The 16073-nt window shown below is 59.7% G+C and carries 13 protein-coding genes and 1 rRNA gene; 8 read left to right on the forward strand and 6 right to left on the reverse strand.

Going from position 1 to position 16073, the window contains the following annotated elements; all coding sequences use genetic code 11:
• Window positions 1-17 precede the first annotated feature (17 nt).
• From rrf to CAG47_RS05810, 4 genes are all read left to right on the forward strand, one after another.
• A 5S ribosomal RNA gene (rrf, locus tag CAG47_RS05795) occupies window positions 18-133 on the forward strand.
• 147 nt (window positions 134-280) lie between these two features.
• Window positions 281-940 (forward strand): paraquat-inducible protein A, encoded by a 660-nt coding sequence (locus CAG47_RS05800; protein ID WP_085723968.1) that lies wholly within the window; start codon window positions 281-283, stop codon window positions 938-940.
• Window positions 927-1550, forward strand: coding sequence for a paraquat-inducible protein A (locus CAG47_RS05805; RefSeq protein ID WP_085723969.1), 624 nt, complete (start codon window positions 927-929; stop codon window positions 1548-1550). The genes CAG47_RS05800 and CAG47_RS05805 overlap by 14 nt, the downstream gene beginning before the upstream one ends.
• Window positions 1543-3846 (forward strand): intermembrane transport protein PqiB, encoded by a 2304-nt coding sequence (locus tag CAG47_RS05810; protein ID WP_085723970.1) that lies wholly within the window; start codon window positions 1543-1545, stop codon window positions 3844-3846. The genes CAG47_RS05805 and CAG47_RS05810 overlap by 8 nt, the downstream gene beginning before the upstream one ends.
• A gap of 226 nt (window positions 3847-4072) precedes the next feature.
• On the opposite strand, the gene mksF is transcribed toward CAG47_RS05810, so the two are convergent.
• Genes mksF through mksB form a run of 3 tightly spaced genes read right to left on the reverse strand, consistent with a single transcriptional unit; the run spans window position 4073 to window position 8881 of the window.
• Window positions 4073-6913: an Mks condensin complex protein MksF gene (gene mksF / locus CAG47_RS05815; protein ID WP_085723971.1), complete on the reverse strand. Its 2841-nt coding sequence runs from the start codon at window positions 6911-6913 to the stop codon at window positions 4073-4075.
• A complete protein-coding gene (gene mksE, locus CAG47_RS05820) occupies window positions 6910-7611 on the reverse strand; it encodes an Mks condensin complex protein MksE (RefSeq protein ID WP_085723972.1) in 702 nt (233 codons plus the stop codon). Before mksE ends, mksF begins: the two co-directional genes overlap by 4 nt.
• Window positions 7601-8881 (reverse strand): Mks condensin complex protein MksB, encoded by a 1281-nt coding sequence (gene mksB / locus CAG47_RS05825; RefSeq protein WP_177408917.1) that lies wholly within the window; start codon window positions 8879-8881, stop codon window positions 7601-7603. Before mksB ends, mksE begins: the two co-directional genes overlap by 11 nt.
• A gap of 231 nt (window positions 8882-9112) precedes the next feature.
• Here mksB and CAG47_RS05830 point away from each other — a divergent pair, with 231 nt between their 5' ends.
• On the forward strand, window positions 9113-9859 hold the full coding sequence (locus CAG47_RS05830; RefSeq protein ID WP_085723974.1) for an energy transducer TonB: 747 nt from the start codon (window positions 9113-9115) through the stop codon (window positions 9857-9859).
• Window positions 9852-10304 (forward strand): ribosomal protein S18-alanine N-acetyltransferase, encoded by a 453-nt coding sequence (rimI, locus tag CAG47_RS05835; RefSeq protein WP_085723975.1) that lies wholly within the window; start codon window positions 9852-9854, stop codon window positions 10302-10304. Before CAG47_RS05830 ends, rimI begins: the two co-directional genes overlap by 8 nt.
• Before the next feature lie 106 nt (window positions 10305-10410).
• Here the strand turns inward: rimI and CAG47_RS05840 are convergent, their stop codons facing one another.
• Window positions 10411-10815 carry a serine kinase/phosphatase gene (locus CAG47_RS05840; RefSeq protein WP_085723976.1) on the reverse strand — a complete coding sequence of 135 codons (405 nt, stop codon included), beginning with the start codon at window positions 10813-10815 and terminating at the stop codon, window positions 10411-10413.
• A gap of 168 nt (window positions 10816-10983) precedes the next feature.
• Here CAG47_RS05840 and can point away from each other — a divergent pair, with 168 nt between their 5' ends.
• The gene (can, locus tag CAG47_RS05845; protein ID WP_085723977.1) at window positions 10984-11628 is read left to right on the forward strand and encodes a carbonate dehydratase; all 645 of its coding nucleotides are present in this window, start codon (window positions 10984-10986) and stop codon (window positions 11626-11628) included.
• Window positions 11629-11744: 116 nt separating this feature from the next.
• Here can and CAG47_RS05850 read toward each other — a convergent pair whose 3' ends face one another.
• Window positions 11745-12917, reverse strand: coding sequence for a hypothetical protein (locus CAG47_RS05850; RefSeq protein ID WP_085723978.1), 1173 nt, complete (start codon window positions 12915-12917; stop codon window positions 11745-11747).
• 94 nt (window positions 12918-13011) lie between these two features.
• On the reverse strand, window positions 13012-14430 hold the full coding sequence (locus CAG47_RS05855; RefSeq protein WP_085723979.1) for a short-chain fatty acid transporter: 1419 nt from the start codon (window positions 14428-14430) through the stop codon (window positions 13012-13014).
• A 200-nt stretch (window positions 14431-14630) separates the two neighbouring features.
• Between CAG47_RS05855 and CAG47_RS05860 the strand changes: the two genes are divergently transcribed.
• Window positions 14631-15941 (forward strand): MFS transporter, encoded by a 1311-nt coding sequence (locus tag CAG47_RS05860; protein ID WP_085723980.1) that lies wholly within the window; start codon window positions 14631-14633, stop codon window positions 15939-15941.
• The last annotated feature ends 132 nt before the right edge of the window (window positions 15942-16073 follow it).

Raw genomic sequence — 16073 nt, forward strand, 5'->3', positions numbered from 1 at the left:
ACTCAGTAACCGAATTTCTTGACGACCATAGAGCGTTGGAACCACCTGATCCCATCCCGAACTCAGAAGTGAAACGATGCATCGCCGATGGTAGTGTGGTGTTTCCCCATGTGAGAGTAGGTCATCGTCAAGATTGAATTCCAAAACCCCTATCTGCGCAGGCAGGTAGGGGTTTTGTTTTTTCGCGTTGAAAAACAGGATGGGTCGTTGCACATTTTGCACAGTTATTTTCAGTTCATGGCACTAGAATAGGCCCAACTTCTTCAGAATCAGAGCCTTTATGCAGGATCCGGTTGACGCCGTTGGGCTGTCAGAATTACCACTAGAAAATCTGGTTGCTTGCCATGAGTGCGACTTGCTCATGCGTAAACCCGAACTCGCCCATGGCGAAAAAGCCGTGTGCCCGCGCTGTGGCTACGAGCTTTATGCCAATCGATATAACGTCGTACAGCGCAGTCTCGCCTTGGTCATTGCCGCTTTGTTGTTGTTTCTCCCGGCGAACTTTTTACCCATCATGCAACTTAATCTACTCGGGCAATCTTCGAACGACACTGTCTGGAGCGGCGTTGTCGCGCTTTTTGACACAGGCATGCAAAGCGTCTCGGTCATTGTGTTCCTGTGCAGCATGGGGATTCCGCTTCTCAAGTTGCTGTGCCAACTGACCGTTTTGTTGAGCATCCGTTTTGATGTCGGACGCAGCTACGGCTTGTTGCTCTATCGCATTTATCACCACATACGAGAATGGGGGATGCTCGAGGTCTACTTCATGGGCGTACTGGTGGCGATCGTAAAACTGGCAGATATGGCAGCCATCACCGTCGGCCTTGGCCTGGTGTGTTTCATTGGTTTGTTGCTGATACAAGTCTGGCTGGAGGTCGTAATGTCGCCTCACCAGATCTGGCAGGCATTATCAGGAGAGGATGCCCATGCGGGCGATTGATGCAGGCATTCTGATTTGCAAGGAATGTCATGAATTGAACAGGCAGGAAGCGGATACCGATGAACAAGTCTGTACGCGCTGCGGGGCGCTGGTGCATGCCCGCAGCCCGAATAGCCTGGTGCGCACCTGGGCATTGCTGATTACCGCCGCCATTATTTACATACCGGCCAATTTGTTGCCGATCATGACCATAAACTCATTAGGCAAAGGTTCGCCCAGTACGATCATGGCTGGTGTGATCGAGTTGGTGCACTACGGAATGATCCCCATTGCGGCCGTGGTGTTTATCGCCAGTATCCTGGTGCCCACCTTCAAGTTGGTTGGCATCGCCTTGTTGCTGTTTTCCGTGCAGCGCCGACAGCCACTTTCGGCCCGCCAGCGTATCTGGATGTACCGCTTCATCGAGTTCATCGGCCGTTGGTCGATGCTCGATATCTTTGTGATCGCCATCCTGGTGGCGGTCGTGAATTTTGGACGGCTTGCCAGCATTGAAGCCAATCTTGGTGCCATCGCTTTCGCCACTGTGGTGATTCTGACGATGCTTGCCGCTGTAACTTTCGATCCCCGACTGATTTGGGATAACACGGAGTCGGACGACGACCATGACTGATTTGCCTGTAGCGAAAACCCGACCGGCCTCGAACTGGTCTGCCATTTGGGTGTTGCCCCTGATTGCCTTGATCATTGGCGGCTGGCTCGGCTGGCGTGCCTACAACGAGACCGGCATCGAGATTCAGGTGCGTTTTGAGAGTGGCGAAGGCATTCAGGCCAACAAGACGGAAGTCGTCTACAAGGGCATGTCGGTCGGCAAGGTCAAAAGCCTCAAGCTCGACGATGAGGGCAGTTCCAAGGGGGTGATTGCCAGCATCGAGATGAACAAGGACGTGGAGCAATACCTGCGCACCAGCACACGTTTCTGGCTGGTCAAGCCGAGCGTAACGTTGGCTGGTATCACGGGCCTTGAGACGCTGGTTTCGGGCAACTATGTTGCGGTCAGTCCGGGTGAAGGCGAACCGGTTCGCAAGTTCAAGGCCCTGGCTCAGGAGCCGCCGCTCTCCGATGCCCAGCCAGGTCTGCACCTGACCATCAAGGCCGATCGCCTGGGTTCGTTGAACCGCGGCAGCCCGGTGTTTTACAAACAGATCAAGGTGGGGCAGATCAAGAGCTACGTGCTTTCCGAAGATCAGAGCACCGTTGAGCTCAAGGTTTTCATCGAACCGACCTACGCCAAACTGGTACGCAAACACACACGATTCTGGAACGCCAGCGGCATCAGCATCGACGCCAATCTGTCCGGTGTGAAAGTGCGCAGCGAGTCGTTGGCCAGCATCGTCGCCGGTGGCATCGCGTTCGCTACGCCTGAAAACCGCAAGGATAGTCCGCCTACCGACCCGAGCCTGCCATTCAGGCTCTACGAAGACTTCGATGCGGCGGCGGCCGGTATCCGGGTCAAGGTCAAGCTCAGCGACTTCGAAGGTTTGCAGGCCGGTCGTACACCAGTGATGTACAAAGGCATTCAGGTCGGCAATCTCAAGGCGCTGAAGGTCGATCCTGATCTGTCCGGGGCCACCGCCGAATTGACGATGGACCCGTTGGCCGAAGATTACCTGGTGGACGGTACGCAATTCTGGGTGGTCAAGCCGTCGATTTCCCTGGCCGGGATTACCGGCCTGGAAGCGCTGGTCAAAGGTAACTACATCGCTGTGCGTCCGGGCGACAAGGGCGCTGCACCGCAACGCGAATTCGTGGCACGGCCCAAGGCGCCACCACTGGATCTGCGTGCACCGGGCCTGCACCTGGTGTTGTTCACCGAAAACCTTGGTTCGCTGGAAGTCGGCAGTCCGGTGCTCTACAAGCAGGTCAAGGTCGGTTCGGTACAGAGTTATCAGTTCTCGCGTACCAAAAAGCAGTTGATCATCGGTGTGCACATCGAGAAGGAATACGAGGATCTGGTCAATGCCTCGACCCGTTTCTGGAATGCCAGTGGCATCACGCTCACGGGCGGACTGACCGGTGGGATTCAAGTCAAAAGTGAATCGCTGCAAAGCTTGATGGCCGGAGGTATTGCGTTCGAGACCCCGGAAGCCAAGGCACCACTGCAGAAGCGCATTCCACGTTTCCGCCTGTTTGCCAGTCATGACGACGCCACACAAAAGGGCGCGGTGATCAGCATCAAGGTAGACCGCGCCGACGGTTTGCGTACGGGCACGCCAATTCGCTTCAAAGGCCTGGATGTCGGCAAGATCGAGGACGTCGACCTCAGCGAGGACCTGCAATCGGTATTGCTGACCGCACGGATTACCGAAGTGCCGGAGCGCATCGCCCGGATCGGTAGTCAGTTCTGGGTGGTCAAGCCTGAACTGGGCCTGATCAAGACGTCCAACCTCGAAACGCTGGTGACCGGGCAATACATCGAAGTGCAACCGGCACCGAAGAATCTCGGGCCGCAGAACAGCTTTGTCGCTTTGCCCGCGGCGCCGGAAGCGGCCAAGCAGGAAGCGGGATTGAGTCTGGTACTGAGCGCCGCTCGTCGTGGTTCGCTGAAAGCCGGAGTGCCGGTGACGTATCGCGAAATCACCGTGGGCAAGGTGACGGGGTATGAACTGGGTCAGACCGCTGATCGTGTCCTGATCCATATCCTGATCGAGCCGAAGTACGCGCCACTGGTACGCAACGGCACTCGGTTCTGGAACACCAGTGGTTTCGACTTCGATGTTGGCCTGTTCAGGGGGGCGACGGTGCGTACCGAGTCCCTGGAAACGATGATTCAGGGCGGTGTTGCCTTTGCTACGCCGGACGGAGAGCGCATGGGCAGCCCGGCACTACCGCAGCAGACGTTTGCGCTGTTCGACAAGTTCGAAGACGAATGGCTGACCTGGGCGCCGAAGATTTCGCTGGGTAAATAGTCTGAGGGGTATGTGGCGTCTGTGATGACGCCTTCGTCGGAACGCCGCCCGGAGCAAGCCCGCTCCCACAGGGACTGGGTTGTTCCTGAAGAGACGCGATCAAATGTGGGAGCGGGCTTGCCCGCGAAGAGGCCCGGAAGTTCACTGCCAAGCTAAATGACACACCCATGAAAAAGGCCGCGATCCATTGGACCGCGGCCTTTTTATTACCATCAATCAGAACGAATCAGACTGCGTCCAACTCCGGCTCGTCCGCTTCGACATTCACCGTCGCCTTCACCTGGTCGTGACGACGAATGTACTTCCAGTCCGCCTCGTCGATGTAGATGCCGGCCGGGCCGCTGCCGCCTTCCAGGTCGATGGCGACACTGGCGCAGACCTGTGGCTTCACGCTCGCCAGGATGGGCACGAAGCCCAGTTGCAGGCTGGTTTCCAGCAGCGCGGCCTGGTTCTTCTCGTCGATGTCCGCTGCCTCGTCGAGGTAGTACGGCAAGCGCACGCGCCCGGCCAGGTCACGGTCCATCAAGTGCAGCAACAAGTACATGTTGGTCAGCGCCTTGATGGTCATGGTGGTGCCGTTGGACGCTGCACCGTCGATGTCGGTGTGGATCACCGGTTGGCCATTGACCTTGGTGATTTCGAACGCCAGTTCGAACAAGTCCTTGAGGCCGAGCTGGTTGTGGTTGGCCGCCACCAGGCGCGCCAGGTATTCCTTGGCCTCTTCGTTCTTGTTGTCCTGTTCCGCGCTCTGGCTCAGATCGAACACCGACAGGGTTTCGCCTTCCTCGTACTGACCGGCGCTGTGGATGATCTGGTCGATGTGCTTGAGCGCTTCCTTGTTCGGTGCGAGCACGATGCGGAAGCTCTGCAGGTTGGAGACCTGACGCTTGTTGATCTCGCGGTTGAACAGTGCCAGTTGGTGTTCGAGGCTGTCGTAGTCGCTGCGGATGTTGCGCAGGGTCCGGGCGATGTCCGTCACGGCGGCGCGGCGAGCCTTGCCCAGGGTCAGGGCTTCGTCGGTACGGTGCGCATAGGCGTTGATCAGCAATTGCAGGCGACGCTCCATGTCGTCTTCGCTGTCGAACTTGGCCACGCCCTTGAGGCGTACTTGAGCGTACAACGCCTCGATCTGGCCGTCGGCCCGCAGCAGGCCTTGCCAGCTGTCCTGATAGTCGTTGAGCAGTGGCAGCAGGTTGTCCATGGAGTCGTCGATCGGGTCCATGAACGGCGTGCCGAACGGCAGGTCCGCTGGCAACAATTGACGGCGGCGCAGGGCGTCGTCAAGGGTGCGTTGCTTGGCTTCCATGTCGCCGATCTGACGACCGACCAGTTGCAGCTTGGCCGACAGTTGCTGGACGCGCTCGGTAAAGGCATCGCTGGAACGCTTCAATTCGTCCTGCGCGGCCTCCATCTGCGCCATCTGTTCCAGCTTTTCGCCTTCCTCGGCGCTCAGGGTTTGCGCACGACGGAAGTCTTCCAGGGCTTTCTGCGCATCCAGCACTTGCTGGTACAGCACTTCGGTCTGGGTCTTGCTCGCGGCGCGGTCGGCGGCCACGGCTTGCTGGGTTTTCAGTTGCTTGAGTTCTTTGTCAAGGCGCTCTTTCTGATCGCGCAGGGCCGCGCGGTCAGCCAGGGCCTGCAAGGCCGGTGGTTCGATGTGCGAGATATCGATGGACAGGCCCGGTACTTCGAAGCGTTCGCCTTTGAAACCGTCGAGGATCAACTCCACGGATTTGACCCATTCGCCGTCGTCGTCGAGGGTGATGCCGTGTTCGCCCAGCGGCAGGCTGAACAGTGCGCTGTTGAACAGACGCATCAGGCGTTCGACGTCTTGCTGAGAAAATTCTTCGCGCAGGCGGGCGTAGCTGTTGTTGTCGGCGTGATCGAGTTGCTGCTTGACCGACTTCAAGCGTTTTTCCAGGTCACGCAGGCGTTCGTCCAGATCCTCGGCGCTGAACTGGCGGGACTGTGCCAGCGCACCGGCCAGTTCGTCGTGGGCGTCCTTGGCGGCCAGCAGTTGCTGTTCCAGTACCTTGACGTCATCGATCAGGGCAAAGCGGTGCTTGAGTACCGACAGCTCGCCGAGCCAGCGCTGGATGCCGGTGATTTCCCGTTCCAGACGCATCAGTTCTTGAGTACCGCCGCGCTGATCGTTTTGCAGCGCGTCTTGTTCGTTGCGGTAATGCTCGGCCTGAATGGTCAGCTCTTCCTTGCGCGCACTGGCATAGTCCGACCAGGTGCCCAGCAGCGAGTCGAGCAGCGGCGAGATCCGGTGCAGCTTGCCGCGCAAAATGTCGCGTTGTTTCACGCCGTTGGCCAAGGCTTCGACCAGCGGACCGGCGGCGACCAGTGAGTTGTAGTCCTGCTCCATGCGGCGTACGTCGCGGAACGCTTCTTCGCACGCGGCAATGTAATCGACGCTGCCGGAACGCAGGCTGTGTTCGAAAGCATCGAGGAACAGTTGCTTGAGCTTGGCCGCAGTGATTTCGCGCATGTGCAGCAGGTTGATGAACAGCGCGCGGAAGGTCTTCAGGCTCTGCTCGCTGGTGGAGCGCAGCGGGATCAGAGTCAGGTCCAGCGGGATCGAGGTGTGACCACCGACCAGCAGGCGGCGCAGTTCGTCCGGCTTGAGTTCGTAGGCTTTCAGGCCTTCGCGCTCAAGGTTGGTGAACAACTCCTTTTGACGCAGGCAGGTGTCGTTTTTCTGGTAGTGGGCCAGGTCCAGTTTGCCGGCATAGGCAAAGAACTGGTGACCGAAACCGCCACCCGGGCCGCGACCGACTACACCGATCACATGTGGGCCATGGGGCAGGTTCACTTCGACCAGGATGTAGCTGGTGTCCGAGGCGAAGTAGAAGCGCCGGGATTGCTCCAGGCTGTACTTGCCGAAGCTCATGTCCGACATGCGCGCCAGGATCGGGAACTGCAAGGCGTTGATCGAGGCGGATTTACCGAGGTTGTTCGCGCCGTACACCGACAGCGGTTCTTCCAGCGGGAACAGGCCGAGGCTGTAGCCCGCGGTATTCAAAAGGGCAAAGCGGCGGATGCCGTAACGTTCCTTGCTCATGCGTCGAGCTCCTGTTCTTCGGCGATGGCCCGGGCCAGGGCGTCTTCTTCGCTCTCGTCTTCAAACTCTGTCAAATCCAGCGGGTCGTCGGTCTGCAGCAGTTTTTCGTCACTGTCTTCGTCGATCAGCACGGGCACCGGCAACGGCAGGACGCTGTGCAGGCTGGCGGCCAGATCACGGTCCTGCTGCACCGACAGGCACACGTCGAGGAAGCGGTGCATCGGCGGCAGGAAACGGTAGATGCCGTTTTCTTCGCTGGCGAAACCGAGTTGGGTCATGCGGCGCATGATCTTTTCTTCGAGCTCGTCCTGGGTCTGTACTTCGGCCTGGATGAACAGGTCGCGGTACTTTTCCAGCAGCGACGGCAGTTCGTCGCGGCCGAGGCTGCCGCCATCGAGCACGGAGATCGGGTCGCGGCCCTGGTCGGCCAGGTGCTCGACGAGGATGAAGGTGAACAGCGCCAGACGCTGGGCGGTCTTGTTCACCGCCGCCGCCGCGAGGTCCGGAACGAAGTAGTAGAAGCCGCGGGTGTCGCAGACCAGTTCAAAGCCCAGGGCCTTGAACAGCGTGCGGTACTGGTCCTGGAAGTTCGACAACTGTGCGTACAGTTCCGGATCGCGGCGGCTGACGTGATAACCCTTGAACAGCTCGCGAAAGATCGGCGCCAGCTGGGACAGTTCGGATAGATCAAGATGCATGGGGAGTGCTCGCAGAATTCTCGGCGGCGTCATCGCTGACCGAAAGCAGGGCGAAGGAGCGCAGGCTGACCTGATGCTCGTGAGTATGGTATTCGCGACGTTCCAGACGCTCGCGCTTGAAACGTTTTTCCCGCGACAGGCGCGAGAACCAGTACAGCAATTCGTCGGTGGCGCCGTCCGGTTCCTGCTCCAGCAGCCAGGTCATCAGGTCCGGCATCGGCAAGGCGTCTTCACAGCGTTCGAGCATTTCCCGAACCGTGCGAGGCGCGCGGGGTGCATCACCACCCTTGTGGGTCTTGTGCGCCTTGGGGAAGCGCGCCGGTTTCGGTTCGAAGCGCGCCAGGGCGTAAACGTAGGCTTCGACCTGGCTGGCGCTGCCGAGGAAGGTGCTTTGCGGGCGGGTGAACATCGGCATGGCCGCTTGTGGCACGGCGTCGATGCCCTTGCGCCGGATCATCGACAGGGCCAATGCCGCGCCACGGGTCACGGCGTTGTGCCGGCGCGCTTCTTCCCGTAGCGGCAGCAGCAGTTCGCGGGCATGACGCAGAGTCAGTTGGGCGCTGGTCTGCATTTCGAGGATGCGCGCGTGGGTACGCAGCAGCATGTCATCGTCGACCAGATGGCCAAGGCGCTGCTGTTCGCTGAGCATCTTCAACAGGACGGTTTCGACCTTGCGCACGCCTTGTTCGAAGGCGCCGTCGGCGTTCACCAGATCAATCATCGGTTCGACGTATTCGTCCCAGGTCGCCAGCACTTCAGCGTAACGCTGGCGCAACGGAATCTGCCGGTCACTGGTTTTTGCCCGTTCGGCGACGGCCACCAGTGCCTGTTCGTCGTTATCGAGTTTTTTCAGTACATCGCGAACCCGCATGTCGAGCAGGCGCAACTGGCGCGCCAGGTCGTTGCCATCGCGAATCTCGAAGGCGTCCTGGATGTAACCGGCCAGGCGTTCGAGGTGGCGCAGGTAGGCTTCGATCTCCAGGCACAGGCCCAGGCGGTGTTCACGGCGCAGATAGGCGAGGAAGTCGTGAATCTGCGCATTGAGCTCGAAACGGTTCGGGCTTTTGGCCACGGGAACCAGGATATCGAGGCGAATCCACACGTCGAGCAGGCTGGTGATGTCCTGTGGCGTACTGTCGAGTTGCTGGGCGGCCAGTTGCGTGCGCAGTTCGTTCAGGCTCAGTGTGCCTTGGTCGAAGTGCTCGCACAGTGGCTCCAGAAGTGCCCAGTGTTCAGCGAGGGCGCGCAAGACGCGCTTGGGTTCGATCATCGGAATGGCCGGCTGGTTGGCGATTAAAAGCCGCGATTGTACTGCATCGGGGGCAATGCGATTCACTCTCGGGACGGGCTGTCGCATTCTTTCGGTAAAGCGCATCTGTCAAGGCTGTCGATCAACAGCAAGCGATCTTGTGCGAACGGCGGTAGAATCAGCGCACTTTAGTTATCCACAAGTGGCCGACCTTTGCTTATCGAGTCCCGTCGTCGCGCTTATCTGGCCGCCATGCAGGTGGTCAATTGGCTGCCGCGCACCGAATTGCCCTTTGCCGCGCCGTCGCGGCCCGAGCTGCTGGAGATCCCCCAGCCGGCTGAGGTCGCGCCTGTCGTGCCGGCTGTAGTGGTCGAGACACCCGTGGCTCCGGTGGTCAAGCCGTCCGAGCGGGTGAAGATCGAGGTGCCGCGGCCATCGGTGGCGAGCACTCGCAACGCTGCCAAACCGGTGGAAGAGGCCGAAGAGGCGCCGGTCGTGGTCAAGGCGCCTGTCGTGCCGCCGCCGCGTTTCGCCCTGCAATTGCTGCGGGCCGGGTGTTGCCTGCTGCTGGTGGAGTTACCCACAGGCGAATCCTTCCAGGCGCGCGATCCTGCTTACCTGCTGCTCAAGGACATGCTGCGCGCCGCCGGTCTGCCGGACAGCCCGCAGATTGTCGGCGAGCCGGTGCGCTGGCCGTTGCTGGTGCGTGGCACGATGGACCAGGGGCCGGAAGCGGCTCGTGACTTCGTGCAGGGCTTTCTCTCGGTGCGCATGGAAGAAGCGCCATGCGCCTGCCTGTGGCTGATCGGCCTGCCCGCCGTGCGGTTTGCCGGCGAAGCGGATGCCGAGGCGTTCAATCGCGAATTGCAGATCGAAGGCCTGGGCTCGGCCTGGGCAGTGCCGGGCCTGGAATTGTTAATGGAAGAGCCACAGCGCAAGGCTGCTGTCTGGCAAGCCATGCGTCGGCTGATGGCGCGCTGGAAAGAATCGAATGAGTGACGCAGTATCGTTTCGCCCGATGACCGAGGCGGACCTGGAAGCCGTACTGAAAGTCGAATACGCGGCCTACAGCCACCCCTGGACCCGTGGAATTTTCCTCGACGGTCTGGGCAAGTATCAGATCTGGCTGATGTTCGAAGGTCAACAGCAGGTCGGCCACGGTGTGGTGCAGATCATCCTCGACGAAGCACATCTGCTGAACATTACGGTCAAGCCGGAAAACCAGGGCCGTGGCCTGGGGCTGACTTTGCTTGAGCATTTGATGTCGATTGCCTACAAGGCCGACGCCCGGGAGTGTTTCCTGGAGGTGCGCGACAGCAATACCGCGGCGTTCAAGCTATATGAGCGATATGGTTTCAACGAAATCGGCCGACGTCGGGATTACTACCCGGCGGTGGGCGGGCGCGAAGATGCGGTGGTCATGGCCTGTACTTTGGTGGATTGAGCCTCAAAAGCTTCGCGAGCAGGCTCGCTCCCACGGAGATTTGTGTCGTACATAAAACCTGTGGGAGCGAGCCTGCTCGCGATGGCGATCTCTCAGACACTGAAATTCAACGTTTTTTGTCGAGAGGATCGCGCCGCGCCAGTTCCGCCTCGTCCAGGCCCTTGCCAGCACCAATATCGTCCTCATCGACGATGCTCAGGTCCCAATCCGCGCGGCTATCATTGCCCGCCTCATGGGCATCCCGTGCGCCGTCTTCACGGATCAGGGTTTCCGGGCTCAGGTCGTCGTCGGTAGGTTGATGGTCGCCGGTCGAGGCGCCAGTCAGGCCCGCTTCACGTCCGCGGCGGCGTGGCATCAGTTGTTCGCGCTCCTTTTCCGGTAGTTCGTCACCGATTCTGGCGCTGGGTTCTTCGACGTCGAAATCCAGCTCACGCACCGAGCCCATGCGGTCTTCGTTGTCATCGACGGGTTCCGGTTGCACTGCGTCGTACGGACGTCGTGAATCATTCATGGCAATTCCTCATACTGTAGGCCTTACTACGGTTGACCCAGGTGGGCACCGGGAATTCCACCGGCATGGAGCCCCGTATTCCGGATCAGGAAAGCATCTACATTTCACGCGTGACCCCGACGGACGGTTGTCAGTCAAAGCTGCGCATCATTCTTGAGGCTTCAGAGCATGAACGAATTACAAGATCTGATTGATAACAACGAGCGTTGGGCCGCTGCGATCAAGGAGGAAGATCCTGACTTCTTCGCCAAGCTGGCTCGCCAACAGACCCCGGAGTTCCTGTGGATCGGCTGTTCCGATGCCCGGGTGCCGGCCAACGAGATCGTCGGCATGTTGCCGGGTGATCTGTTCGTACACCGTAACGTGGCCAACGTCGTGCTGCACACCGACCTCAATTGCCTGTCGGTGATCCAGTACGCAGTCGATGTACTCAAGGTCAAACACATCCTCGTCACCGGCCACTATGGTTGTGGCGGCGTGCGCGCCTCGATGCAGGATCGTCAGTTCGGCCTGATCGACGGCTGGCTGCGCTCGATTCGCGACCTGTATTACGAAAAACGCGAAGAATTGGCCAAACTGCCGACGGAAGAAGAGCAGGTCGACCGTCTCTGCGAGCTCAACGTGATCCAGCAGGTGGCTAACGTCGGGCATACCAGCATTGTGCAGAACGCCTGGCACCGCGGGCAGAGCCTGTCGATCCATGGCTGCATCTACGGCATCAAGGACGGTCGCTGGAAGAGCCTGAACGCCACCATCAGCGGTTTCGAGCAATTGCCGCCGCAGTACCGCTTGCGTCCGTTCGAGCCGCTGTAAAACCCCTCAGCCCAGACTTTGCCGACGCCACTGTTGCAAAAACAGTTGGTCGTCGGCGTTTGAAACTTCGGGCGATCTACTGCCGTAAGCGACAGATTTGACCTCCGTTCATCGGGTTACAGCGGCGGAGCAGGTTTCGCCGTGGCTGGCGCAGGGGCCTTGAGCTGTTTGAGCTGGTTTACGATCGAAGCTGTCGCGCATTTGCCCACAGCCTGTTGGGGCGACAGGTTGCGGATCGAGGTGTAGAACAGCTCGCAGGTTTTTTCTTTCTGGGCCACTTGCCAGGTTTGTTTGCAGGTATTGAGCTCAACGTCCGGATTGCTGTCCGGTTGGCGACCCATGGCGGCTTGCCAGCACGCAGCACTCAAGTCCTGGCCCATGACTTTCAGGCCTGCCGCATCGGCCTTGGCCTGGGCGTCGCTGCCGGTATAGCTTGCCGGATCGGCGGCATACCAAATGTAGCTTGGGTGGTTGGAACCCAACACGGGGACTTTCACGCCGTTGTCCGGGGTGATCATAGCCAGGCTCAACACGTTCACCGTCTGCCCGTATTGCTCTTTGATCCAGTTACGTACCGGAGCGCCGAAGGCGACCGTTGGCAGGGCTGCGCCACTGGCGTTCAGGCTGACTTCCTTGACCATGGTGGTCTGGTAATCCTTGAAGTAGCCGTAGACGCCTTCGAGGTCCTTGCCCGCGTTGGACGGAGCGGCAATCGGGGCGATGTCGATGATTGTCTGGTAACCCGGTGTCTGCTCGGCCGGGATGCCGTTGGCGGTCAGGAGCGTGGCCCAGCGATCCGTGGTGGCGGACCTCAGGTAGTCCTGGGCCTGGGTCAGCGAATAGTCTGGCGGGAAGTGCAGCAGTTCGACGCTTTTGCGGTTTTCCAGGGCCATGCCCAGAGGCAGGAACAAGTACCAGTTATATGCCCATTTGCCATCGACATTCAGTTTGCTGGCGCCGTTGTAGGCCAGGTCACCGGCGTCGAGCAGTGCAGCCAAAGGTTTTTCATAGCCGTTGGGCACGCCGATGATTTCTGCGTGGAGCTGACCATTGTCGGTTTTGACCAACACCTTCGCGTCGCCATAGCCATCGCGCTGCACGCTCTGGGTCAGGTAATGCTCGACGGTTTGCTCCAGCGTCCAGTTGCGAAAGCAGATCACGTTGCAGTTGTTGGGGTAGGAGAAGAGGCGGGTAACGCGTTCGGCAGTGCCCAGTTTCAAATTGACATCGGCGTGGGCGGTGGTGCTCAGGGTGAGGGCTGCGAGAGTGAGTGCCGCGAGTTTGAACATGCTCAGATCCTTTTCAGCGTATAAATCCAGCAGAGACTGAAACAGACAGGGCAGAACAAAAAGGGCCGATATCAATATCGGCCCTTTTTTATGGTTACGGCATGACCGGCGGCAAATGTGCCAGCGTCGTTCCCAGTGCCCATAACAACACTAGCACCAGTGGCGTGTGTACCAGCAATTGAACGAACGAAAAGCCGATCAGGTCCCGCGCCTTCAACCCCAGCACGCCCAGCAGCGGCAGCATGTAGAACGGGTTGATCAGGTTCGGCAAGGCTTCGGCGGCGTTGTAGATCTGTACGGCCCAACCCAGGTGATAGTTCAGGTCATTGGCCACCTGCATCACGTACGGCGCTTCGATGATCCACTTGCCGCCACCGGACGGAATGAAGAAGCCAAGGATCGCCGAGTACACACCCATCAGCAGGGCATAGGTGTCGTGGGAGGCAATGCTGACGAAAAAGGTCGAAATGTGGTGCGCCAGGGTCTGCGTATCGGTGCCCTTTACTGTGGTCATCAGTGCGGCGATCGAGCCGTACAGCGGGAACTGGATTAACACGCCGGTGGTGGTCGGCACCGCACGGGATACGGCATCCAGAAGGCTGCGCGGACGCCAGTGCAACAAGGCACCCAGCATGATGAACAGGAAGTTGTAGGTGTTCAGCCCGGAGATCGCACTGATCGCCGGTTTGGTCGAAAACTCATGGAACAACCACCCGGCTGCCAGCAACACCAGCAGAATCGTCAGCAGCGGGCTGTATTCCAGCCATTCGCCGGGGCGGGTGCGTGGTTGCAGTGGCGGCAGGTTGAAACTCGGGTCGACACCACAGGCCTTGGCGTCACGTGCCGAATTCGGGCCGGGGGCGGTCGCGTAGGCAATGATCAGCGAGATGACGATCAGCGCCAGCAACATCACACCGGACTGCCAGAGAAAGATTGTCTGGGTGAATGGAATCACTCCAGTGATCGACAGAATCGATGGCGGCAGGCTCGCCGGGTTGGCCTGCAACTGTGCAGCGGACGACGACAGGCCCAGTGCCCACACAGCACCGAGACCCAGATAGGCGGCGGCACCGGCGGCGCGATAGTCCATTTTCAGGTCGGTACGACGGGCAAGGGCGCGTACCAGCAGGCCGCCGAACACAAGGGACAAACCCCAGTTCAACAACGAGGCGACCATCGAGATCAGTGCGACCCAAGCCACGGCGGAGCGGCCGTTTTTCGGAATTTTCGCCAGACGATCGATCAGTTTTACGGCGGGTGGCGAACTGGCGACCACATAGCCACCGATCACCACGAAGGCCATTTGCATGGTGAACGGGATCAGGCTCCAGAAGCCATCGCCAAAAGCCATCGCGGCATCGGTGGGCTTGGCACCCATGGCCATGGTGGCCAGGGCCACGATGATTACGGCCAGGGCGGCAAACACCCAGGAGTCGGGAAACCAGCGTTCGGCAAAACTTGAGCAGCGCAGGGCAAAGCGGGCGGAGCGGCTATCTTCGATATCGGCGGCCACGTGAGTACCTCGGATTTTTATGTTTGTTGTGGTCTGCGGGGCATCGGGGGCCTCGCTGGACAGACGGCAACATTAATTCAAGCGCGAGTTTTTTGCGGGGCTGATTCGTGGCTATGGGACTTTGGTCTAACGGGTTGTCCGCCAGCACGTTTGCGTAGACCATTGGCGCCTTGGTTTTTGCCTGTGCCAGAGTTCTTTTCATGACTAACACCGATTCGCGCCCGGCGCCGTTCAGCCGCTCGGACTACAAGACCCTGGGGCTCGCTGCCCTCGGCGGGGCACTGGAAATCTACGACTTCATCATCTTCGTGTTTTTCGCCCTGACCCTCAGTCAGTTGTTCTTCCCCCCGGAAATGCCCGAGTGGCTGCGCCTGCTGCAAAGTTTCGGGATTTTCGTCACCGGCTACCTGGCGCGACCGTTGGGCGGCATCCTGATGGCGCACTTCGCCGACCGGTTGGGGCGCAAGAAAGTCTTCAGCCTGAGCATCCTGATGATGGCGTTGCCCTGCCTGCTGATCGGGATCATGCCGACCTATGCGCAAATCGGATATTTCGCACCCTTGCTGCTATTGGGGCTGCGCGTCCTTCAAGGCGCGGCGGTGGGCGGCGAAGTGCCGAGTGCCTGGGTATTCGTCGCCGAGCACGCCCCCGTCGCCCATCGCGGTTATGCCCTGGGTTTCCTGCAGGCTGGGCTGACCTTCGGCTATCTGATCGGTGCATTGACCGCGACCTTCCTGGCGCAGGCATTCAGTCCAACGGAAATCCTCGATTACGCCTGGCGTTATCCGTTCCTGCTGGGCGGTGTGTTCGGCGTGATTGGTGTCTGGCTACGCCGCTGGCTCAGTGAAACCCCGGTGTTCATGGCCATGCAGGCGCAACGTGAGGCCGCCGGCGAACTGCCGCTGCGCACAGTCCTGCGCGATCATCGCCTGGCCATTTTGCCGGCGATGATCCTCACCTGTGTGCTGACCTCGGCCGTGGTGGTGTTCGTGGTCATTACCCCGACCATGATGCAGAAAACCTTTGGCATGACCGCCAGCCATACCTTCGCCTTGAGCGCACTGGGCATCGTGTTCTTGAACATCGGTTGCGTGCTCGCCGGGCTGCTGGTCGACCGCATCGGTGCCTGGCGTACGGTGATGCTCTATAGCCTGCTGCTGCCCCTGGGCATCGGCGTGCTGTATGCCTGCCTGATCATGGGTGGCGACTGGGTTGGCCTGGCCTACACCGTGGCAGGGCTGGCCTGCGGGGTGGTCGGCGCGGTGCCATCGGTGATGGTCGGCCTGTTTCCGGCGCGGGTTCGTGTCTCGGGCATCTCGTTCACCTACAACATTGCCTACGCAGCGTGGGCGAGTATCACACCGTTGTTGCTGATCGGCCTGATGCCGTGGAGCCCCTGGATCTGCGTGATGTTCAGCGCGGTGATGGGCGCGGTGGGCTTTGGCAGCGCGGCGTACTTCGGTACGCGGATGCCTAGAATTGCCGGTTGCTCTGTCGCTGGTGCGCATTGATCGAGCGCGCCCTGATTATTTTTGTAGGACAAGCCTGAAACACGCTTAAGTAAATGTTTCCAAGGCCGATGGTTAGGCTGCATATCGCTTTCTACCCCTGTCCATCGGTGCTTTCCCATGTTCAATAAACGC

The organism is Pseudomonas sp. R37(2017) (assembly GCF_002113375.1).
Taxonomy (GTDB): domain Bacteria; phylum Pseudomonadota; class Gammaproteobacteria; order Pseudomonadales; family Pseudomonadaceae; genus Aquipseudomonas.

Excerpts from the sequence above, each read along its gene's own strand:
- mksF (WP_085723971.1), bottom strand. The coding sequence starts at position 6,913 with ATGAGCAAGGAACGTTACGGCATCCGCCGCTTTGCCCTTTTGAATACC.
- rimI (WP_085723975.1), top strand. The coding sequence starts at position 9,852 with ATGAGTGACGCAGTATCGTTTCGCCCGATGACCGAGGCGGACCTGGAA.
- CAG47_RS05810 (WP_085723970.1), top strand. The coding sequence starts at position 1,543 with ATGACTGATTTGCCTGTAGCGAAAACCCGACCGGCCTCGAACTGGTCT.
- mksE (WP_085723972.1), bottom strand. The coding sequence starts at position 7,611 with ATGCATCTTGATCTATCCGAACTGTCCCAGCTGGCGCCGATCTTTCGC.
- CAG47_RS05860 (WP_085723980.1), top strand. The coding sequence starts at position 14,631 with ATGACTAACACCGATTCGCGCCCGGCGCCGTTCAGCCGCTCGGACTAC.
- CAG47_RS05800 (WP_085723968.1), top strand. The coding sequence starts at position 281 with ATGCAGGATCCGGTTGACGCCGTTGGGCTGTCAGAATTACCACTAGAA.
- CAG47_RS05830 (WP_085723974.1), top strand. The coding sequence starts at position 9,113 with ATGCAGGTGGTCAATTGGCTGCCGCGCACCGAATTGCCCTTTGCCGCG.
- can (WP_085723977.1), top strand. The coding sequence starts at position 10,984 with ATGAACGAATTACAAGATCTGATTGATAACAACGAGCGTTGGGCCGCT.
- CAG47_RS05805 (WP_085723969.1), top strand. The coding sequence starts at position 927 with ATGCGGGCGATTGATGCAGGCATTCTGATTTGCAAGGAATGTCATGAA.
- CAG47_RS05840 (WP_085723976.1), bottom strand. The coding sequence starts at position 10,815 with ATGAATGATTCACGACGTCCGTACGACGCAGTGCAACCGGAACCCGTC.
- CAG47_RS05850 (WP_085723978.1), bottom strand. The coding sequence starts at position 12,917 with ATGTTCAAACTCGCGGCACTCACTCTCGCAGCCCTCACCCTGAGCACC.
- mksB (WP_177408917.1), bottom strand. The coding sequence starts at position 8,881 with ATGATCGAACCCAAGCGCGTCTTGCGCGCCCTCGCTGAACACTGGGCA.